This is a genomic window from Rhodovarius crocodyli (assembly GCF_004005855.1).
GTDB lineage: Bacteria > Pseudomonadota > Alphaproteobacteria > Acetobacterales > Acetobacteraceae > Rhodovarius > Rhodovarius crocodyli.
The window spans coordinates 50,483-67,863 of the sequence record NZ_SACL01000015.1; the positions used below are offsets into that span (position 1 = coordinate 50,483).

General features: G+C 72.2%; 18 protein-coding genes. 11 read left to right on the forward strand and 7 right to left on the reverse strand.

The window, feature by feature from the left end; translation table 11 throughout:
• The first annotated feature begins 156 nt into the window (after window positions 1-156).
• From EOD42_RS24370 to EOD42_RS24405, 8 genes are read left to right on the forward strand one after another with little or no spacing between them, the layout of a single operon-like run.
• Window positions 157-459 (forward strand): hypothetical protein, encoded by a 303-nt coding sequence (locus EOD42_RS24370; protein WP_127790204.1) that lies wholly within the window; start codon window positions 157-159, stop codon window positions 457-459.
• Window positions 460-463: 4 nt separating this feature from the next.
• Window positions 464-1,291: a sterol desaturase family protein gene (locus EOD42_RS24375; protein WP_127790205.1), complete on the forward strand. Its 828-nt coding sequence runs from the start codon at window positions 464-466 to the stop codon at window positions 1,289-1,291.
• A gap of 60 nt (window positions 1,292-1,351) precedes the next feature.
• Entirely contained in the window at window positions 1,352-2,308 is a 957-nt protein-coding gene (locus EOD42_RS24380; RefSeq protein WP_127790206.1) for a LysR family transcriptional regulator, read from the forward strand.
• 55 nt (window positions 2,309-2,363) lie between these two features.
• Window positions 2,364-2,768 carry a DoxX family protein gene (locus tag EOD42_RS24385; RefSeq protein ID WP_127790207.1) on the forward strand — a complete coding sequence of 135 codons (405 nt, stop codon included), beginning with the start codon at window positions 2,364-2,366 and terminating at the stop codon, window positions 2,766-2,768.
• 14 nt (window positions 2,769-2,782) lie between these two features.
• Window positions 2,783-3,574, forward strand: a complete 792-nt coding sequence (locus EOD42_RS24390; protein ID WP_127790208.1) for a VOC family protein — start codon at window positions 2,783-2,785, stop codon at window positions 3,572-3,574.
• Between the two features lie 42 nt (window positions 3,575-3,616).
• The gene (locus EOD42_RS24395; RefSeq protein ID WP_240655282.1) at window positions 3,617-4,519 is read left to right on the forward strand and encodes a glutathione S-transferase family protein; all 903 of its coding nucleotides are present in this window, start codon (window positions 3,617-3,619) and stop codon (window positions 4,517-4,519) included.
• A complete protein-coding gene (locus EOD42_RS24400; RefSeq protein ID WP_127790210.1) occupies window positions 4,516-5,118 on the forward strand; it encodes an alpha/beta hydrolase in 603 nt (200 codons plus the stop codon). Before EOD42_RS24395 ends, EOD42_RS24400 begins: the two co-directional genes overlap by 4 nt.
• Before the next feature lie 32 nt (window positions 5,119-5,150).
• Window positions 5,151-5,987: a serine hydrolase domain-containing protein gene (locus tag EOD42_RS24405; RefSeq protein ID WP_164868109.1), complete on the forward strand. Its 837-nt coding sequence runs from the start codon at window positions 5,151-5,153 to the stop codon at window positions 5,985-5,987.
• Here EOD42_RS24405 and EOD42_RS24410 read toward each other — a convergent pair.
• Window positions 5,984-6,946: an acetamidase/formamidase family protein gene (locus EOD42_RS24410; protein WP_127790212.1), complete on the reverse strand. Its 963-nt coding sequence runs from the start codon at window positions 6,944-6,946 to the stop codon at window positions 5,984-5,986. The genes EOD42_RS24405 and EOD42_RS24410 overlap by 4 nt on opposite strands.
• Before the next feature lie 105 nt (window positions 6,947-7,051).
• Window positions 7,052-7,708, reverse strand: coding sequence for a GOLPH3/VPS74 family protein (locus EOD42_RS24415; protein ID WP_127790213.1), 657 nt, complete (start codon window positions 7,706-7,708; stop codon window positions 7,052-7,054).
• 92 nt (window positions 7,709-7,800) lie between these two features.
• Between EOD42_RS24415 and EOD42_RS24420 the strand changes: the two genes are divergently transcribed.
• A complete protein-coding gene (locus tag EOD42_RS24420) occupies window positions 7,801-8,175 on the forward strand; it encodes a hypothetical protein (RefSeq protein WP_127790214.1) in 375 nt (124 codons plus the stop codon).
• 259 nt (window positions 8,176-8,434) lie between these two features.
• Here the strand turns inward: EOD42_RS24420 and EOD42_RS24425 are convergent, their stop codons facing one another.
• Genes EOD42_RS24425 through EOD42_RS24435 form a run of 3 tightly spaced genes read right to left on the reverse strand, consistent with a single transcriptional unit; the run spans window position 8,435 to window position 12,610 of the window.
• Window positions 8,435-9,799: an alkaline phosphatase PhoX gene (locus EOD42_RS24425; RefSeq protein WP_164868110.1), complete on the reverse strand. Its 1,365-nt coding sequence runs from the start codon at window positions 9,797-9,799 to the stop codon at window positions 8,435-8,437.
• Window positions 9,800-9,839: 40 nt separating this feature from the next.
• On the reverse strand, window positions 9,840-12,122 hold the full coding sequence (locus EOD42_RS24430) for a molybdopterin-dependent oxidoreductase (RefSeq protein WP_127790216.1): 2,283 nt from the start codon (window positions 12,120-12,122) through the stop codon (window positions 9,840-9,842).
• 41 nt (window positions 12,123-12,163) lie between these two features.
• The gene (locus tag EOD42_RS24435) at window positions 12,164-12,610 is read right to left on the reverse strand and encodes a MarR family winged helix-turn-helix transcriptional regulator (RefSeq protein WP_206020456.1); all 447 of its coding nucleotides are present in this window, start codon (window positions 12,608-12,610) and stop codon (window positions 12,164-12,166) included.
• Window positions 12,611-12,667: 57 nt separating this feature from the next.
• Between EOD42_RS24435 and EOD42_RS24440 the strand changes: the two genes are divergently transcribed.
• Both EOD42_RS24440 and EOD42_RS24445 read left to right on the forward strand, forming a co-directional pair.
• A complete protein-coding gene (locus tag EOD42_RS24440; RefSeq protein WP_127790218.1) occupies window positions 12,668-13,111 on the forward strand; it encodes a cupin domain-containing protein in 444 nt (147 codons plus the stop codon).
• A 60-nt stretch (window positions 13,112-13,171) separates the two neighbouring features.
• The gene (locus EOD42_RS24445) at window positions 13,172-15,442 is read left to right on the forward strand and encodes a heavy metal translocating P-type ATPase (RefSeq protein WP_127790229.1); all 2,271 of its coding nucleotides are present in this window, start codon (window positions 13,172-13,174) and stop codon (window positions 15,440-15,442) included.
• Here the strand turns inward: EOD42_RS24445 and EOD42_RS24450 are convergent.
• Window positions 15,439-17,163, reverse strand: a complete 1,725-nt coding sequence (locus tag EOD42_RS24450) for a glycosyltransferase family 4 protein (RefSeq protein ID WP_127790219.1) — start codon at window positions 17,161-17,163, stop codon at window positions 15,439-15,441. The two genes, EOD42_RS24445 and EOD42_RS24450, sit on opposite strands and share 4 nt — an antisense overlap.
• Window positions 17,164-17,381: cupin domain-containing protein (locus tag EOD42_RS24455; RefSeq protein ID WP_127790220.1), on the reverse strand; the 218-nt coding region annotated here is incomplete at its 5' end.

The following is a 17,381-nucleotide window of genomic DNA, read 5'->3' on the forward strand; positions in this document are numbered from 1 at the left end:
CTTGGCAAGCGGGAAAGCCCTGTTTTGACACGTTGTTACACGCCGTTGACGCATGGTGGCCAAACGATGCGCGGCATTGATCGGGCGATGACGCGGGGCGGGCAGGGTGCGCCCAGGGCCGGCGCCATCGGGGCACCGGCCAGGAGAGACAAGCCGATGACCAAGACCTTTGCCCTTGCCGCCCTGGTTCTCACCGTCGGGCTCGGCGCGGCCGGCGATGCCGGCGCCTATGAACGGCGCGCCAGCAGCACCGGCCCGCGCGGCACCAGCACGGTGGATGCGTCGGGCTGGTGCAACGGCGGCAGCTGCGCCCGTTCCATCACCCGCACCGGCCCCGGCGGCAACAGCGTGAACCGCAGCGGCAGCGCCAGCTGCGCCGATGGCAGCTGCACCGGCACCAGCACCACCACGGGCCCGGGCGGGCAGACCCGCACGCGCACCGGCTCCGTCACGCGGTAGCGCCATGGCCATGCTCGCCCAACAGCTTCCGTACCCGCTGCTGCTGGGCGTGCCGGCGGTGGCGCTGGGTGCGATGGCGCTGGAATTCGCCGCGGCACGCCTGCTGCGCCATGACAGCCACGACTGGCGGGAAACCGCCGCCAGCCTGGGCGTGGCGCTCGGCCAGAACCTGCTGCGCGCCGCGCAGGCGGGGCTGGTGGCGGTGCCGCTGGAACTCGCCTGGCGGCACCGGCTGCTGGATTTCCCGCAATTCCACTGGCTGGCGCTGCTCGGCCTCTTTCTGGGCTCGGAGTTCCTCTACTACTGGCATCACCGCGCGTCCCACCGCATCCGCTGGCTGTGGGCCACCCATGCCGTGCACCACTCCAGCACGCGGCTGAACCTGACGGCGGCGATCAGGCTGGGCTGGACGGCGGGCCTGTCGGGGCATGTGCTGTTCATGCTGCCGCTGGCGCTGCTGGGCTTTCATCCGCTGATGATCCTGGGCGCGCTGGCCCTGAACCTGGCCTATCAGTTCTTCATCCATACGGAGCTGGTGCCGCGCCTCGGCGTGCTGGAATGGGTGCTGAACACGCCGGCGCATCATCGCGTGCACCATGCCAGCAACCAGGCCTGCCTGGACCGCAACTATGGCGGGGTGCTGATCGTGTTCGACCGGCTGTTCGGCAGCTTCGCCGAGGCACCGGCCGAGGCGCTGCGCTATGGGCTGGCCGGCCGCCCACCCAGCCACAACCCTTTCCGCATCGCGCTGGGGGAATGGGCATCGATGCTGCGGGATGCCTGGCGGGCGCGGGGCTGGGCGCGGTTGCGGGCGCTGTTCGGCCCGCCGTGATTGTTTCCGCCTTGGGCGGGAAGGGGTAAGGAGGGGCCTTATTCCTTCCGGGGCTGCGCTATGGAACGGCTGGATTGCGACCGCATGTTCGTCGCGGTGCTGGAACTGGGCAGCTTCGCCGCCGCCGCGCAGCGCCTGGGCACCAGCAGCGGGCAGGCCAGCAAGCTGGTCTCCCGCCTCGAAAGCGACCTGGGCGTGCAGCTGCTGAAACGCACCACCCGCGCCCTGTCGCCCACCGAGCTGGGGCAGGCCTATCACGCCCGCATCAAGCCGCTGCTGGAGGAGTTCGACGCGCTCGATGCCTCCATCCGCCATGCCTCCGGCGCGCCCAGCGGGCGGCTGCGGCTGACGGCGCCGCTCTCCTTCGGCACCGTCCAGCTGGCCGCGCCGCTGCTCGATTTCGCCCATGCCTTCCCGGCGATCGAGCTGGATGTCAGCTTCACGGACCGCACCGTGAACCTGGTGGATGAGGGTTTCGATGCCGCCATCCGCATCGGCACCACCGCCGACAGCAGCCTGATGGCGCGCCGGCTGTGCCCGGTGCGGATCGTGCTGGCGGCATCCCCCGCCTATCTCGGGCGCCGGGGCACGCCGCAGGTCCCCGAGGATCTGCCCGGCCATGACGCCGTGATCGACACCAATTTCCGGGACCCGGCGAATTGGCGCCTGCTGCGCGACGGCAGGCCGGTGGTGGTGCCGATGCACGGGCGGCTGCGCTTCGGCAATGCGGAGGCCTGCACGGCGGCCGCCGTCGCCGGGCTCGGCATCACACGAGTGCCGAGCTTCATCGCCGGCCCCGCCTTCCGGGCCGGGACGCTGCGCCCGGTACTGGAAGCCTTCGAGGACCATCCTTCAGCCCTCCACGCGCTCTACCCGCCCGGGCGGCACCTGGCGGGCAAGGTGCGGGTGCTGGTCGATTTCCTCGCGGCCTGTTTTCGCGGCACGCCGGCATGGGATCAGGGATGGCGTGGCATTGCTTCCGTATCGGAAGGGAACAATCCCGATATTCGCGGATAGTGCGTGGTCCTGGAAGGTCTATCTCAACGGCACCGCTTCCGCGAAGGAGAGAGCCGTGACCGACCCCCGTACCGCCCCCTATGCCGCGCTGCTGCTGCGCCTCAGCCTGGGCATCCTGTTCCTGGCCCATGCCGGGCTGAAGATCTTCGTCTTCACCCCCGCCGGCACCGCGGGCTTCTTCGGCAGCCTCGGCCTGCCGGGCTGGCTCGCCTATGTCACCATCGCCTGGGAAGTGCTGGGCGCCGTCGCGCTGATCCTGGGCATCTATGCCCGCGCCGTGGCCATCGCGCTTGTCCCGGTGCTGCTGGGGGCCATCTTCACCGTGCACGGCAAGGCAGGCTTCTTCTTCACCGCCCAGGGCGGCGGCTGGGAGTTCCCCGCCTTCTGGATCGTCGGCCTGCTGGCGCTGGCCCTGATCGGCGACGGCGCCCGCGCGCTGCGCCCCACATTCACCAAGTAACGAGGAGTTCCGCCATGTCCACGCCCAGCCTCGCGATCGGCCAGGTCACGCTCACCGTGCATGACCTCGATGTGACCAGCGACTTCTACCAGCGCGTCATCGGCCTGCACCTGCTGCGCGCCGATGCCGCCTCCGCCAGCCTGGGTGTGGGCGACCGCACCCTGCTGGAGCTGCGGCTGGACAAGGCGGCCCGGGCCCGCACCCACCGCGAGGCCGGCCTGTTCCACACCGCCTTCCTGCTGCCGTCGCGCGGCGATCTCGGCCGGTGGCTCGGGCATGGGGCACGTCTGCGCACCCCGTTGCAGGGCGCGTCCGACCACCTGGTCAGCGAGGCGCTCTATCTGGCCGATCCCGAGGGCAACGGCATCGAGATCTATTCCGATCGCCCGAAGGAAAGCTGGTCCTGGCAGGACGGCCAGGTGCGCATGGCGACCGAGCCGCTCGACCTGGAGAACCTCTACGCCGCCGGCGCCGGCGGCGAATGGAAGGGCTTCCCGCCGGGCTCAGGCATTGGCCATGTCCATCTGCAGGTGGGCGCGCTGCCGCCGGCCGAGGCCTTCTATGCCGGCACGCTCGGCCTCGACATCACCTGCCGCTATCCGGGCGGCACCTTCTATTCGGCGGATGGCTATCACCACCATCTGGCCACCAACATCTGGAGCAGCCGGGGTGCGCCGGTGCGTGAGATGCCCTCGACCGGCCTGACGGAGCTTCGGCTGCTGCTCTCGCCGGAGCGCCTGGCGGCGCAGCCCGCCGCCGCCCTGGTCGACCCCTGGGGCACCCCCATCGCCCTGGCCGCGATCTGAGCCATGCTGGTCGACGGGAAATGGGCTGCCGACTGGCAACCCGTGCAAGCCACCGACGCCAAGGGCGGCTTCGTGCGCCAGGTCTCGGGCTTCCGTCATTGGGTGACACCCGATGGCGCCCCGGGGCCCACGGGGCAGGGCGGCTTCAAGGCCGAGGCCGGGCGCTATCACCTCTATGTCGCGCTGATCTGCCCCTGGGCCAGCCGCGCGCTGATCGCGCGCCGGCTGAAGGGGCTGGAGGCGGTGGTGGGGCTTTCCGTGGTCGAGCCCGAACTGGGCGACGAGGGCTGGGCCTTCGCCGCGCCCGACGCGCTGACCGGGGCGGGGCATATCCATCAGCTCTATACCCGCGCGGACCCGCACTACACCGGGCGCGCCACCGTGCCCGTGCTGTGGGACACGCAGCTCGGCACCATCGTGAACAATGAATCGGCCGACATCCTGGCGATGTTCGACAGCGGCTTCGGCGCCCTGGCCTCGGGCCCCGTGCTGCGCCCCACGGCACTGCTGCCGGCCATCGAGGCGCTGAACGGGCGCCTGTACCACACGCTGAACAACGGCGTGTACCGCGCGGGCTTCGCCACCACCCAGGCTGCCTATGCCGAGGCCTTCGCCGATGTGTTCGCCACGCTGGATGCCATGGAGGCCCGGCTGGCGGAGGGCGGGCCCTTCCTGCTGGGCGAGGCGCTGACCGAGCCCGACATCCGGCTGTTCGTCACGCTGGTGCGCTTCGATGCCGCCTATCATGGCCTGTTCAAGTGCAACCTGCGCCGGCTGGCCGACTACCCCGCGCTCAGCGCCTGGATGGCGCGCATGCTGGCGGTGCCCGGCATCCGCCAGACGGTCAGCATCGATCACATCAAGCGCGGCTACTATTCGATCAAGGCGCTGAACCCGACCGGCATCGTGCCGCTGGGGCCGGAGCTGCCGTGGCTCATGCCATGAAGCGGCCGCTCGTGATCCTGCTGCACGGCGTGGGCAGCGACGGCGCGGATATCGGCCGGCTGGCGGGTTTCTGGGGCCAGAGCCTGCCGGGCGCGATCTTCGAGGCGCCCGACGGGCCGGAGCCCATGGGCGCGGGGCGGCAATGGTTCAGTGTGGCCGGGGTGACGGCACAGAACCGGCCCGCGCGCGTCGCCGCGGCGCGGCCGGGCTTCGATGCGGTGCTGAACGACATCCTGGCCAGGCATCATGTCGATGACCTGCGGGGGGTGGCGCTGGTCGGCTTCTCCCAGGGGGCGATCATGGCGCTGGACGGGCTGGCCGACGGGCGCTGGCCGGTGGGGGCGGTGGTCGCCTTCTCCGGCAGGCTGGCCACGCCCCCGCCGCTGGCGCCCGCGACGGGCACGCCCGTGCTGCTGCTGCATGGCGCACTGGACCCGGTCATGCCGCCCGCCGAAAGCGAGCAGGCGGCCGAGACGCTGCGCGGGCTGGGGGTGCGGGTGCAATGCCGCATCATCCCGGGGCTGGACCACGCCATCTCGGCCGAGGGCGCGGCCATGGCCGGGCATTTCCTGGCAGGTTGCCTGGCGACCAACCCATAGCCGCGCCGCGCCCGCCGGGCCAATCTGCGGCGATGTCGATGATCCTGTGGCGCGACGGCCTGACCGTCGCGGGTGCCGATGACGGCGCGAGGCGGCCCTGGTGGAGCCTGACCAAGACCGCCATCGCGGCCGGCGTGCTCGCCCTGGCTCGGGATGGGCTGGTGGCGCTGGACGAGCCCTTGCCTGTGCCGGGCGCCACGCCGCGCGCCCTGCTGCTGCACCGGGCGGGGCTGCCGGATTACGGCTGGCTTGCCGGGTATCACGCGGCGGTGGCGGAGGGCGGGCCCGCCTGGTCCGCCGGGGAGATGCTGGCGCGCGCCGCCTTCCTGGCGCCGCCGGCAGCCGGCTTCAGCTATTCCAACATCGGCTACATGCATCTGCGGCAATTGGTGGAGGCGCGCATGGGCATGCCGTTCTCGGCCGCGATCCGCTCATTGGTGCTGGGGCCGCTGGGCCTCACGGCCACCGCCCTGGCCGATGCCCCCGGCGTGCCGGGGCACCCGGATTACGACCCGGGCTGGGTCTATCACGGGCTGCTGATGGGGCCGGTCGAGGAGATGGCGCTGTTCCTGCACCGCCTGTTCACCGGCCCGCTGCTGCCGCGCGAATTGCTGGCGATGATGCGCGCGGCCGAGCCGGTGGGCGGGGCCCTGCCGGGCCGGCCATGGCTCACGCCCGGCTATGGGCTTGGGCTGATGGCGGGCGAGATCGCGCCCGGCATCCGCATGGAGGGCCATACGGGCGGCGGGCCGGGCAGCGCCATCGTGGCCTATCGCCGCCCCGATACCGTCAGCGTGGTGGCGGGGTTCGCCGAAGGCCCGGCGGGCGACGCGCTGGAAAGCGAGGCCGCCCGCCTGTTGCTGGCTTAGAACAGCAGGCCCTTCTTCAGCAGGCCGTGCACGCCCTTCTCGCCGTTCACGCTCTGCGTCACGTGGAAGTCCACCGCCAGCGAGCAGAACTGATAGGCGTCGGCGGCCGAGAGGTTGGTGCGGCTGGTGATGAAGGTGATCATCTCCCGCAGCGCCTTCTTCATCGCCTCGTCCATGTCCTCATGCATGCCCATGGTGATGTAGTGGGTGGCCGTCTCGGCGCGCGGATAGACCTGGTTGGTGGCCTTCTCAAGCGTCAGGCGGAAATGGCCGGTCAGGCAGATCTCCAGCGCGTTGATGCACACCTCGCCGTCGCCCTGCAGGCCGTGCCCGTCGCCGGCGCTGAACATGGCGCCCGGCACATGCACCGGCAGGAACAGGGTGCTGCCCGCCTGCATCTCCTTGTTGTCCAGATTGCCGCCATGCGCGCGCGGCTCCTTGGTGGAGATGTTGCCCCAATCCTTGGGCGGGGCCACGCCCATCACCCCGAAGAAGGGCGCCAGCGGCAGCTTGATGCCGCCGCCCATGGGCACGGTGCAGGTGCGCTCGTCATGGTTGACCGGGATGTGGATGACGCGGCGATAGGGGAAATCCTCGGGGATGGTGCCGCCGAGCGGACGGAAACCGCAGAAGCCCCAGTCATTGCCGACCTCGATCTTCTCGATGTCTACGCGCAGCGTGTCGCCGGGCTCGGCGCCCTTCACGGCGATGGGGCCGGTGATCAGGTGGGGGCCGAGGCGCGGGAGCTTCCCGTCGGCATGGGCCTTGTGCAGGGCCAGCAGCTTGGGCGGGATGGAGAGGCCGCTGCCCTCGGGCGGCATCTGCTCCGGCCCGCCGGACATGGTCTCCAGCACGACCAGATCGCCGCTCTCGACCGTGAGGACGGGGGCGAAGCTGGCGTCGAAACTGCCGAAGCGGACGTTTTCGGGCGTGGCCGGGACGTGATATTGGGCGGGCATAGGAACCTCCTGTGTCAGGCGGAGGTTCCGGGATTCGCGCGGGCTTGAAAAGCCGGGGCAGGCCGGTGCGGGGCGGCCCCGCGCCGGAATTGACCAATAATGCGGCTAGGCCAGCCCGCCGAACGCCACCATGGAGGTCTGCACCTGGCGGATCACCTCGGACAGGGAGCGGTTCAGCTCCTCCAGATCCGCGATCAGGTCCACGCGGGCGGTGGTCTCCTCCAGCTCCGGCGGGGTCAGCAGCAGGGGCACGAGGCCCGTGGCGCGACACAGGCCCACCAGCAGCGCGTCACGCGGCTCGGGGATATCGTCGGAGAGGATGAGGTCACGCAGGCGCGCGCGCACTTCCTTAACCTCGGCGCTGCCCTCGGCCGCCTTGGGGTAGCGGCGGTCGGAGAACACCCAGAGGAACTTGCCTTCCTCCAGCTTCAGCACGCCGTGCCTGGTCAGGCGCTCCAGCAGCACATCGCGGAAATGCTCGCCCTTCAGGCCGAGCTCGGCGATCCAGTGGCGGCTGTCCTCGATGCTGGGGGCTGCCGAGATCATCTCCAGCGCCTCATCCAGCACGGCATCGCCGGTGGTCTTGGCATCGGTCACGACCACGCGCTCGATGTCGGTGTCGATGGCGCCACGGAGCGACAGCTCCATCAGCACCGCGCCCGCGATCGCGTAATCCGCGGCCGGCGGCGGCAGCCCGACAGGCCGCCCCGTGCGGTCATCGAGCAGGAGAAGGACGATTTCCTCGGGCATTGAGAGCTGCATGCGGGCAGCCTAGCCCCAGTCGGCCCGGCTGCGGAAGGGCTTCATACAACCTTAAACATCGGGGTGCAGGCTGCGAGGCTGGAGGAAGCGCCATGACGCCACCGACGGCCCTGACGGACCCGGCAGAGGAGCTGCGCGAAACCCGCGCCCGGCTGGCGCGGCTGCTGGCCGAACAGCAGAAGCTGCACCTGGCCATGCTGGCTGAGGCACGCGGCTGGAAACGGTACTCGCTCAACGGCCAGGCCCGGCAGGAAATCGACCTCAGCGCCGATCTGCTGGAACAATACCTCTCGGCCGGCGATGCCTTCCTGGAGAACATGCGCGGCCGCATGGAAGCACGCCTGGGCCTGCTGCGCCGGGGCGAACCGCTGGTGAACGGCAAACCCGACGACGCCCCTGGCCACGGCGCCTTCTGGCTCTGCTTCTCCCGCCTCTGCGCCGTGCTGAGGCGGCTGGAGCGGCGGTGAGGTGAGCCGGGGGGGGCGCCCCCGGACCCCGAGCCAGGGGCGCTGCCCCCGGCACCCCCGCCAGGAGCCTGTGGCCCCTGGACCCACTCGAGTCTTCTGAAAGTTTGGGGAAGGGGCTGAAAACGAGCGCGGGGTCAGAGCGCGCTCTGTGCCCCTTCCCCAAACTTTCAGCGCCCGGTTTCCAAAGGCCCTTCGGCCTTTGGTGGGTCCAGGGCAAAGCCCTGGTCAGGGGTCCGGGGGTGAAACCCCCGGTTCCACCTTACCCCCGTTCGATCGCCACCAGCGCGCTGCGCGGCGGGGTGCCGGGGGTGAAGTCCGGCCAGCGGGTCGCCGGGCGGCTGTAGCTGCGGCCGGGTTCGGCGCCCGGGGTGCGGATGCAGGTGAACAGTGCCGCGCCGTCGGGCGACAGGCCGAGCCCGCCCACGCGCGCGCCGCGCGGCATCACCAGCGCCGGGCGCCCATCGGGGGTCATCACGGTCGAGGAGTAGCCGTAGCCCGCGTCGTTGCCGATCCAGAGCTGGCCGCGCTGGTCCCCGGTCAGCGCCGAGAGGCCCGGTGCCATCCCGGCCGGCAGCAGGGAGGTGACGCGCGAGGTATCGACCACCCCGCGCAGGCCGGTGGCACCCTGGCCGGGCGCGCCGACGACCAGCGCATCCGCCACGATGGCCAGGCTGGCGCCGGCCGGCAGGGGGCGGGCGCCGGCCTGGGCCAGGGCGGCCGGCAGGTCCTGCCAGGCATCGGCGCCGAGCGGCGCCCAGGTGACGTCGGCGCCGTTGAAGCGCGCGGCCGAGAGCGTGCCGGCCGCCAGCGCGTCGGGTGAGGTCGCGGCCTCCGCCGAGACGAAGCGGGCGAGGCCGGTCTGGTGCGCCAGGTACACCACCAGCTTGCCCTCGGGCGAGACCTGCGCCGCGATGGCCTGCGGCGCGCGGCCCAGGGCCGTGCGCTTCACCGGAATGTCGGAGGGCTCGAAGGGGTTCACCTCGACCACCCAGCCCTGGGCGGCGGTGATGCGGCCGGGCAGGCGGTTGGTCCAGTCGCTGGCCTCGCTTTCGGCCAGCAACAGACGGTCCGCGGTGCCGCAGCCGGCGCCCGCGCCATAGATGCCGTTGATGGCGCCGCCCAGCTGCTCTGCGGCGGGCCCGTCGGCGCGGCACAGGGTGCGCGCGCCCAGATGGCGCGACTGATAGCCGCCCGAGGAGAGCACCCAGGCGCGCCCGCGCTTCTCCAGGTTGATGATCGAGACGCCCTGCATGGCCGCGGAGACGTCGGGGCGGTCACGGCCGTCCGGGTAGGCCATGGCGGGGTCGACGCCCGGATGGGCCACGGCCACCACGGCGCGCGGCACGCCGTCGGTGGCGCGCGGCGGGGTGAATACGGCCAGCAGTTCCGCATCCCAGCCGAACTGGGCGGAGACGGCATCGGCATCCGGGGCGTTGGGTGCCCAGGCCGGGGCATCCGACAGCACCGGGTCGCCCCAGCGGGCCAGCACGTCCAGGCGCCAGCCGCCGGCGACCGAGGTGCCCTGCTGGGCCTGCAGGCCACCGCTGGAGAGGCCCTGCGCGGAGGCGAGGGCCGGGGCGGCGAGAACGCCGGAGGAAGCGAGGAGAAGACCGCGACGGTTCATGCCCGGAATATCGGCCCGCAGGCCTTCCCGGGCAATGGGGTCACTCCAGCTCGATCGGCGGCGGCACATGAACCTTCACGGGCGGCAGCGGGCCTTCCCAGCGTTCCAGCCGCACCAGGCAGGATTGCGCGGACAGCCCCTGGGTCAGCGTGCTGGTCGCGATGTCGGGCGCCAGCACATTGGGGTTGCCGTGCACGCACAGGCTGCCCGGCACGCCGGGCTCCAGCGGGTCGAACCAGGCGCCGGTGGCCATCAGGGCGACACCTTCCAGCAGGTCCTCACGGATCTTGAGCCCGCCCAGGCAGGCGCCGCGCGCATTGTGGATGCGCACGATGTCGCCCGCCTTCAGCCCGCGCTTCGCCGCATCGGCGGCCGAGATCGTGATGGGCTCGCGCCCCTGGATCTTCGCCTCGGCCGCGACGCGGCCCATGTCCAGCTGCCCGTGCAGGCGGGTGGGCGGCTGGAGCGAGAGCAGGTGCAGCTCGTCCTCCGCGGCCGAGAGCAGCGATTCGCGCGGCGGCAGCCAGCTGGGCATCGGCGGGCAGTCGGGCAGGTTGAAGGCCGCGATGGTCTCGCTCCACAGCTCCACCTTGCCGGTTGGGGTGTCGAGGGGGTGTTCCTGCGGGTCCGTGTGGAAATCGGTGAACTGGGTATAGGGGGCGTCGGCGCGCGGCACCTCGACATGGCCCTCGGCCCAGAACTCCTCGAAGCTCGGCGGTTCCCAGCCCATGCGGCCGGAATTGACGCGCCAGCGCTCATAGAGGTGGCGCACCCAGGCCATCTCGTCGCGCTGCTCGGTGAAGCGTTCGCGATAGCCCAGGGCGTCGGCGATGTCGGCCAGCGCGTCGTGGTCGTTGCGGGCCAGGCCCTGGGGCGGCACGCACTGGTGCATGGCGCGGATGTAGCGGTCGCGGCTGGCGGAGCCGATGTCGTTGCGCTCCAGCGTGGTGGTGGCCGGCAGCACGATGTCGGCATGGCGGGCCACGCTGGTCCACCAGGGCTCGTTCACCACGATGGTCTCGGGGCGCGACCAGGCGCGCAGCAGGCGGTTCAGGTCCTGGTGGTGGTGGAAGGGGTTGCCGCCGGCCCACCACACCATGCGGATATCGGGCAGCGGCAGGTCGCGCCCGTTATAGGGCAGGGTGCCGCCCGGGTTCTCCAGCAGGTCCGCGATGCGGGCCACCGGGATGAAGCGCTGCACCCGGTTGGGCGAGGAAGGCAGGGAGGGCGAGGGGAGATCGCGGCGGGAGGTCGTGCCCATGCCGTTGATCGAGCCGTAGCCGAAGGCGACCCCCTGGCCCGGCTTGCCGATGGTGCCCAGCATGGCGGCCAGCGCCACCAGCATCCAATAGGGCTGCTCGCCATAGTCGGCGCGCTGGATGGACCAGGCGCAGGTCAGCATGGAGGGCAGGGTGGCGAGGTCGCGCGCCAGCGTGCGGATCGTCTCGACCGGCACGCCGGTGATGGCGCTGGCCCATGCCGGGCTGCGGTCGGCGAGCGTCGGCTTCAGCTTGTCCCAGCCCACGCAATGGCTGGCCAGGAAGGCCTCGTCCGGCCGGCCGAGCGCGATCAGCTCATGCGCGACACCCATCATCAGCGCGGTGTCGGTGCCGGGGCGGATCGGGATCCAATCGGCGCCCAGCTCCTCCTCGGTGTCGCCTCGGAAGGGGGAGATATTGACCAGCCGCACCCCGGCCGCCACGGCACGCCGCATGCTGGGGATGTAGTCATGCGCGCCCGCGCCGCCGGCGCTGACCAGCCCGTTCTTGGCCGCGAGCCCGCCGAAGCACAGCATGATCTTCGCGTGCCGCGCGATGGCGTCCCAGCCCGTGACCTTGCCCAGCAGCACCTCATTCGTGCCCAGCACATGCGGCAGCAGCGCCTGGGCGGTGGCATAGGAATAGGCGTTGACGCTGCTGGTATAGCCGCCGCCCAGCGCCAGGAAGCGCTGCAGCTGGGACTTGGCGTGGTGGAAGCGCCCGGCCGAGGACCAGCCGTAGGAGCCGCCGAAGATCGCCTCGTCGCCGTGCTCGGCGCGGATGCGCGCGACTTCCCCGGCGATCAGCGTCGTCACCTTGTCCCAGCTGACGGGGATGAAGGCATCGCCACCGCGCGGGGCCCCGGCACGTTCGCCCCGCAGCCAGCCCTTGCGGACATAGGGCTGGTCGATGCGGCTGGGCGCATGCACCGCATCGGCCATGGAGCGCAGCAGCACCGGCGGCGCGGGATCGGGGCCGAAGGGGCGCACCTCCGTCACGCGGCCCTTGTCGATCACGGCGTCGAAGAAGCCCCAATGGGCGGCGTTGGGCTTGATCTCGGTCATGGCGGCAGGATGACGGCGGCGGCCCGCAGCGGCAAGCGGCTTCAGCCGGTTTCCGCGCCCGCGAACCGCCGCAGCATGGCTATGAAGTCCCGGAAGCGTTCCTCGCCGACCTCTGCCGCCCATTCGGCCTGGATTTCCTGCAGGCAGGCGAAGATCACGGCGGCCACGGCTTCCCCGCGCGGCGTGAGGTAGACGAGGCGGCGCGGACCGGGGCCCTTGATGCGGCGTTCCAGATAGCCCTGGGCCTCCATCTGGCCCAGCAGGTGGTTCATGGCCTGGCGTGAGATGGACAGCCGCCGCGCCAGGTCGGCGGGGCGCCCGGCCTCCGGCAATGGATAGGAGAATACCGAGAGCTGCGCGCCCTGCAGGTCGGTGAAGCCCGCCCGGGCGATCGCGGCATCGACCCGGTCGCGCACCCGCTGCCAGCCCATGCGAAGCAGGGCGCCGACATAGGGCGGTGCATCCGGGATCGAAACGCTTGACGGCACTGGGGGACCTTTTCTACTCAGCAGACGTAAAAATAATTTACAAAACGAGGCGACGACATGGAACCCCTCCCACCCCCGAGCCAGCACCCGGTGGTGCATATCGGTGCGCTGGAACTGCGTTTCCTGGCCGATGAGACGACCGGCAGCGGCGATCTGGTGATGTTCGAGTTCACGGTGCCGCCCGGCGCGCGCGTGCCCGCGCCGCATTTCCATGAGCGCGTGGATGAGGCGGTCTACGGGCTTTCCGGTTGCCTGGCATCCCGCCGCGGGGAGGAACGCTTCGCCATCCGCCCCGGCGATAGCCTGCTGATCCCGCGCGGGGTGGTGCATCACCATGAAAACCTGCTGCCCGAACCCGCCAAGGTGCTGGTGGTGCTGACGCCGGGTTCCATCGGCCGGCGCTATTTCGAGGAGACCGCCGCCCTGTTGGCCCGGCCCGGCCCGCCGGACCCCGCGGCGATGCAGGCGCTGATGCGCCGCCACGGGCTGGTGCCCGCCTGACGGTGGCCCCGGTCGCGCCGCCGGGGCATGCTGCGTCCCCGTAACGAACCGGGGCTGTCGATGCGTCGCTACCTGTTGCTCGGCTATGTGCTGGCGGGGCTGGCCCTGGGGCTGGCGCTGCATCTGGCGGGGCTGCCGCTGGGCGCGCGGGTGGCGTGGTCGCTGGCCGCCCTGCCGGTGGCGGCGCATGTGGGGCTGGGGGTGGCGCGCGCGCTGGCCGGCGGACAGTTGGGCGTGGATGTCATCGCGCTGGCCGCCATCCTCGTCGCGGTGCTGCTGGACGAGGCCGCCGCCGCCGCCCTGATCGGCCTGATGGTGGCGGGCGGCGAGGCGCTGGAAGCCTGGGCGGAGGGCCGCGCCACCAGCGCCCTGCATGAACTGATGGCCCGCGCACCGCGCGGTGCCGCGCGGCTCGGCCCCACGGGGCTGGAGGAGATCCCGGCCAGCGCCATCCGCCCCGGCGACACGCTGCTGGTCCGACCCGGAGAGACGGTGGCCGCCGACGGCGAATTGCTGGATGCCGAGGCCACGCTGGACGAAAGCGCCCTGACCGGGGAGCCCCTGCCGGCGCGCTTCGCCCAGGGGGCGGGGCTGCGCAGCGGCGCGGTGAATGCGGGTGCCCCCTTTCGCATGCGGGCGGCCAGCGATGCTGAGGCCAGCACCTATGCCGCCATCCTGCGCCTGACCCGTGCGGCGGCCGAAACCCGCCCGCCCCTGGCGCGGCTGGCCGATCGCTGGGCGCTGGGCTTCGTGGGGCTGACGGCGCTGCTGGCGGGCGGCGCCTGGCTGCTGACGGGCGACCCGCTGCGCGCCCTGGCGGTGCTGGTGGTGGCCACGCCTTGCCCGCTGATCCTGGCCGCGCCCATTGCGCTGGTGGCGGGCATCGGCCGGGCCGCGCGGCGCGGCGTGGTGGTGAAGGGCGGCGGCGCGCTGGAGCGCCTGGCACGCGTGCGCACGGTGCTGTTCGACAAGACCGGCACGCTTACCCCCGGCCGCCCGGCGCTGGCCGCCATCGAGACCATCCCCGGCCTGCCGCGCGAGGAGGCGTTGCGCCTGGCCGCGAGCCTCGCCCAATCCTCAACCCATCCCGTCTCGGCCGCGCTGGCCGCCGCCGCCCGGGCGCGCGGCCTGGCGCTGAGCTTGCCGGAGGGGCTGGTGGAACACCCGGGCGGGGGGCTGTCGGCCATGCTCGGGGGCAGGCGCTATGTGCTCGGCAGCCCGATGCTGTTGCAGGAACTGCGCATCGCGCAGGGCGACCGGCTGGCGGGGCTGGCGGCGGTAGCGGCGGCGGCGGGTTCCGTCGCCTGGCTGGCGGCGGAGGACGGGGCGGTGGCCGCCTTCGTCATGGCCGATGGGCTGCGGCCCGAGGCGCCCGGCGCCCTGCGGCGACTACGGGCGCTGGGCATCGCCCGGCTGGTCATGGTCAGCGGCGACCGGGCCGGGGCCGCGCACAGCGTGGGCGCCGCGCTGCGGCTGGATGAGGTGCTGGCCGAATGCAGCCCCGCCCGCAAGATCGAGGTGGTGCGGCAGGAGCAGGCCCGCGCGCCCACCGCCATGGTGGGCGACGGCGTGAACGACGCCCCGGCGCTGGCCGCTGCCGATGTCGGCATCGCCATGGGCGCGCAGGGCACCGCCGCCGCCGCCGAGGCCGGCGACGTGGTGCTGGTGGTGGACCGGCTGGACCGCGTGGCGGAGGCGGTGGCCATCGCCCGCCGGTCCCGCCGCATCGCCCTCGGCGCCATCGCGCTGGGCATGGGCCTGTCGGGGCTGGCGATGCTGGCCGCGGCACTCGGCCATCTGCCGCCCCTGGCGGGCGCCCTGGTGCAGGAGGGGATCGACATCGGTGCCATCCTGTTCGCCCTGCTGGCGCTGCGCCCCGGCCCCGGCGAGGCCGGCCAGGCCCAGCTTCCGGCCCAGAGCGGCCTGGCCGAGCGCATGGCCGAGCATGCGGGGCTGAAGCGCCTGCTGGAACGCCTGCGTGAGGCCGGCGAGGCCGTGACCGGCACCCCGGAGGCCTTGCCCCTGCTCGTCGCGCTGGAAGCGGATCTGCGCGCGGCCCTGCTGCCGCATCAGCGCGAGGAGGAACGCGCGCTGTACCCCGAGGCCGCGCGGCAGCTGGGCGGGCAGGACCCCATGGCCGCGCTGGTGCGCATGCATGCCGGCATCGAGGCGCTGGTGGCCCGCATCGGCGCCCTGCTGGAGATCGCCCGCGCGCCCGGGGGCTGGGCCCAGGCCGCGCCCGAACTCAGGCGCAGCCTGTTCGCGCTGGAGGCGCTGCTGGCGCTGCACCTGAATGCGGAGGAAGAAGTGCTGTCGGCCGTCGGCGGCTAGAAGCGCCACCACGGCTTGCGGGGGGGCGGCGCCGGGGCGGGCGGTGCCTCGGGCGGCAGCGGTGCCTCGGCCCGGGAGACCAGGCGCAGCGCGCGCAGGCCGAAGCCCAGCATCCGGTGGTCCGGCGGGCAGGAAACTCCCGGGCCGATATCGATCTCGACCAGCAGCGGGCCGTGGCGCGGGACCACCGCATCCACCCGGATCAGGCCGGGGGCGCCGGCGGGCAGCCACCATTCCCGCCAGGGGCCGTCGCCCGCCCGTGCGCGTCCCGAATGGCCGCCGGGCGGGGCGTTCACCTCCAGCAGGACGGTGATGTCCTGTCCGGCCGAATCGGCCTCCAGCGGCAGGCGCAGCGACACGCCGCCCGGCGCGCAGCACCAGCTTCCCCAATCCTCCTGCCAGGACCATCCGGCGCCCAGGCGCAGCAGCGGGCCCATGCTCTGCTGCACGGGCGGCAGGGCGGGCAGGGGGGGCATGGGCGGCAGCCCGCCCGGAATCTCCTGGCCCAGCGACAGGAAGGCGCGGTCGAGCGGCAGCGCCGCCGCAGGCGCGGCCAGGAAGCCCGCGCATTGCGCCGCTAGCTGCGGCCATTCGCGCAGCCGCGTGCCGGCGCGCAGCGCCTGTTCCCGCGCATGCAGCCCGGCCGGATCGGCGATCAACCCATGCAGCGCGCGCGCCAGGGCAGGGACGTTCTCGGCCTCCACATAAACCGCGTGCGGGCCGCCCGATTCGCGCAGCACCGGCACATCCGCCAGCACCGGCACCTTGCCCCAGGCCAGGCTTTCGGTGGCCGGCAGGCCCCAGCCCTCGGCGTGGGAGTTGAAGACGGTGAACAGGCAGCCGGCATAGAGCGCGGCCAGTTCCTGGTCCGTGACGCCGGGGCGGAACACCACGCGGCGGGAGAGTTCGGGCGAGCCTTCCGCCAGCCCCAGCACCTGACCCGAGAGGTAGCCATGCACGCCCACCACCACCAGCAGGGGCGTGTTGTCCTCCCCGTATTCGCGGATCAGCCGCAGCCAGGCGCGCAGCAGGCCCAGCTGGTTCTTGCGCGATTCCACCGTGCCGACGGCCAGCACGAAGGGCTCGGACGGCGCCATCCCCGGCTCGGCCGGCGGGTCGAAGCGCGCATCCAGCGGCAGCACGCTGGCCGGGATATGCAGGCCCGGCAGGAGGCGCGGCAGCCAGGTCTCGAAATCCTGGCGCACGGCCTCACTGATGCAGATGGCGTGGTCGGCCAGCAGGCACAGCGAGGCGAAATGCTGGGTGAAGTTGCGGACGAGCTTCGTCTCGCAATGCTCGGGCACCAGCAGCGGGATCAGGTCGTAGACGAAGCTGGCATAGCGGATGCCGTGGGCTTCCTTGGCGGCCAGGATGCGGCCCGCATGGCCGTGCAGCCACCAGGCGGCACCGATGCCCAGCAGCCATTCCCCCTGCTGCCAGACATGGCGGGGGGCGGCGGCGAGTGCGGCCTCCGCCTCATCGACCAGCGCCTGCCATTCGGGCGCCTTGGCGCCGCCGGGGCCGTCGGTGGCGGCCAGCAGGCGCAGGAAGAAGGCGCGGGGAAATTCGCGCCAGCTGTCGCTGCCGGCATCATGGGCGACCAGCGTGAAGGCGCCGCCATCGGCCGCCAGCAGGCGCGTCTGCACGCGCGTGACGCCCGAGGGCGAACGCGCGTGCCGGATGCCCGCCAGATAGTCCGAGATATCGGCGGCGATGCTCACTCAAGCGCGCCCGTATGTATCCTCGATGCGCACGATGTCGTCCTCTCCCAGATAGGATCCGACCTGTACCTCGATGAGGGTGAGGGGGATTTTGCCGGGGTTTTCGAGGCGGTGGACGCAGCCGAGGGGCAGGTACACGCTTTCGTTCTCGCGCAGCATGATGCGTTCGCCGTCGCGCTCGACGATGGCGGTGCCGTTCACCACGACCCAGTGCTCGG

Excerpts from the sequence above, each read along its gene's own strand:
- EOD42_RS24370 (WP_127790204.1), top strand. The coding sequence starts at position 157 with ATGACCAAGACCTTTGCCCTTGCCGCCCTGGTTCTCACCGTCGGGCTC.
- EOD42_RS24375 (WP_127790205.1), top strand. The coding sequence starts at position 464 with ATGGCCATGCTCGCCCAACAGCTTCCGTACCCGCTGCTGCTGGGCGTG.
- EOD42_RS24380 (WP_127790206.1), top strand. The coding sequence starts at position 1,352 with ATGGAACGGCTGGATTGCGACCGCATGTTCGTCGCGGTGCTGGAACTG.
- EOD42_RS24390 (WP_127790208.1), top strand. The coding sequence starts at position 2,783 with ATGTCCACGCCCAGCCTCGCGATCGGCCAGGTCACGCTCACCGTGCAT.
- EOD42_RS24400 (WP_127790210.1), top strand. The coding sequence starts at position 4,516 with ATGAAGCGGCCGCTCGTGATCCTGCTGCACGGCGTGGGCAGCGACGGC.
- EOD42_RS24405 (WP_164868109.1), top strand. The coding sequence starts at position 5,151 with ATGTCGATGATCCTGTGGCGCGACGGCCTGACCGTCGCGGGTGCCGAT.
- EOD42_RS24410 (WP_127790212.1), bottom strand. The coding sequence starts at position 6,946 with ATGCCCGCCCAATATCACGTCCCGGCCACGCCCGAAAACGTCCGCTTC.
- EOD42_RS24415 (WP_127790213.1), bottom strand. The coding sequence starts at position 7,708 with ATGCAGCTCTCAATGCCCGAGGAAATCGTCCTTCTCCTGCTCGATGAC.
- EOD42_RS24420 (WP_127790214.1), top strand. The coding sequence starts at position 7,801 with ATGACGCCACCGACGGCCCTGACGGACCCGGCAGAGGAGCTGCGCGAA.
- EOD42_RS24425 (WP_164868110.1), bottom strand. The coding sequence starts at position 9,799 with ATGAACCGTCGCGGTCTTCTCCTCGCTTCCTCCGGCGTTCTCGCCGCC.
- EOD42_RS24430 (WP_127790216.1), bottom strand. The coding sequence starts at position 12,122 with ATGACCGAGATCAAGCCCAACGCCGCCCATTGGGGCTTCTTCGACGCC.
- EOD42_RS24440 (WP_127790218.1), top strand. The coding sequence starts at position 12,668 with ATGGAACCCCTCCCACCCCCGAGCCAGCACCCGGTGGTGCATATCGGT.
- EOD42_RS24445 (WP_127790229.1), top strand. The coding sequence starts at position 13,172 with ATGCGTCGCTACCTGTTGCTCGGCTATGTGCTGGCGGGGCTGGCCCTG.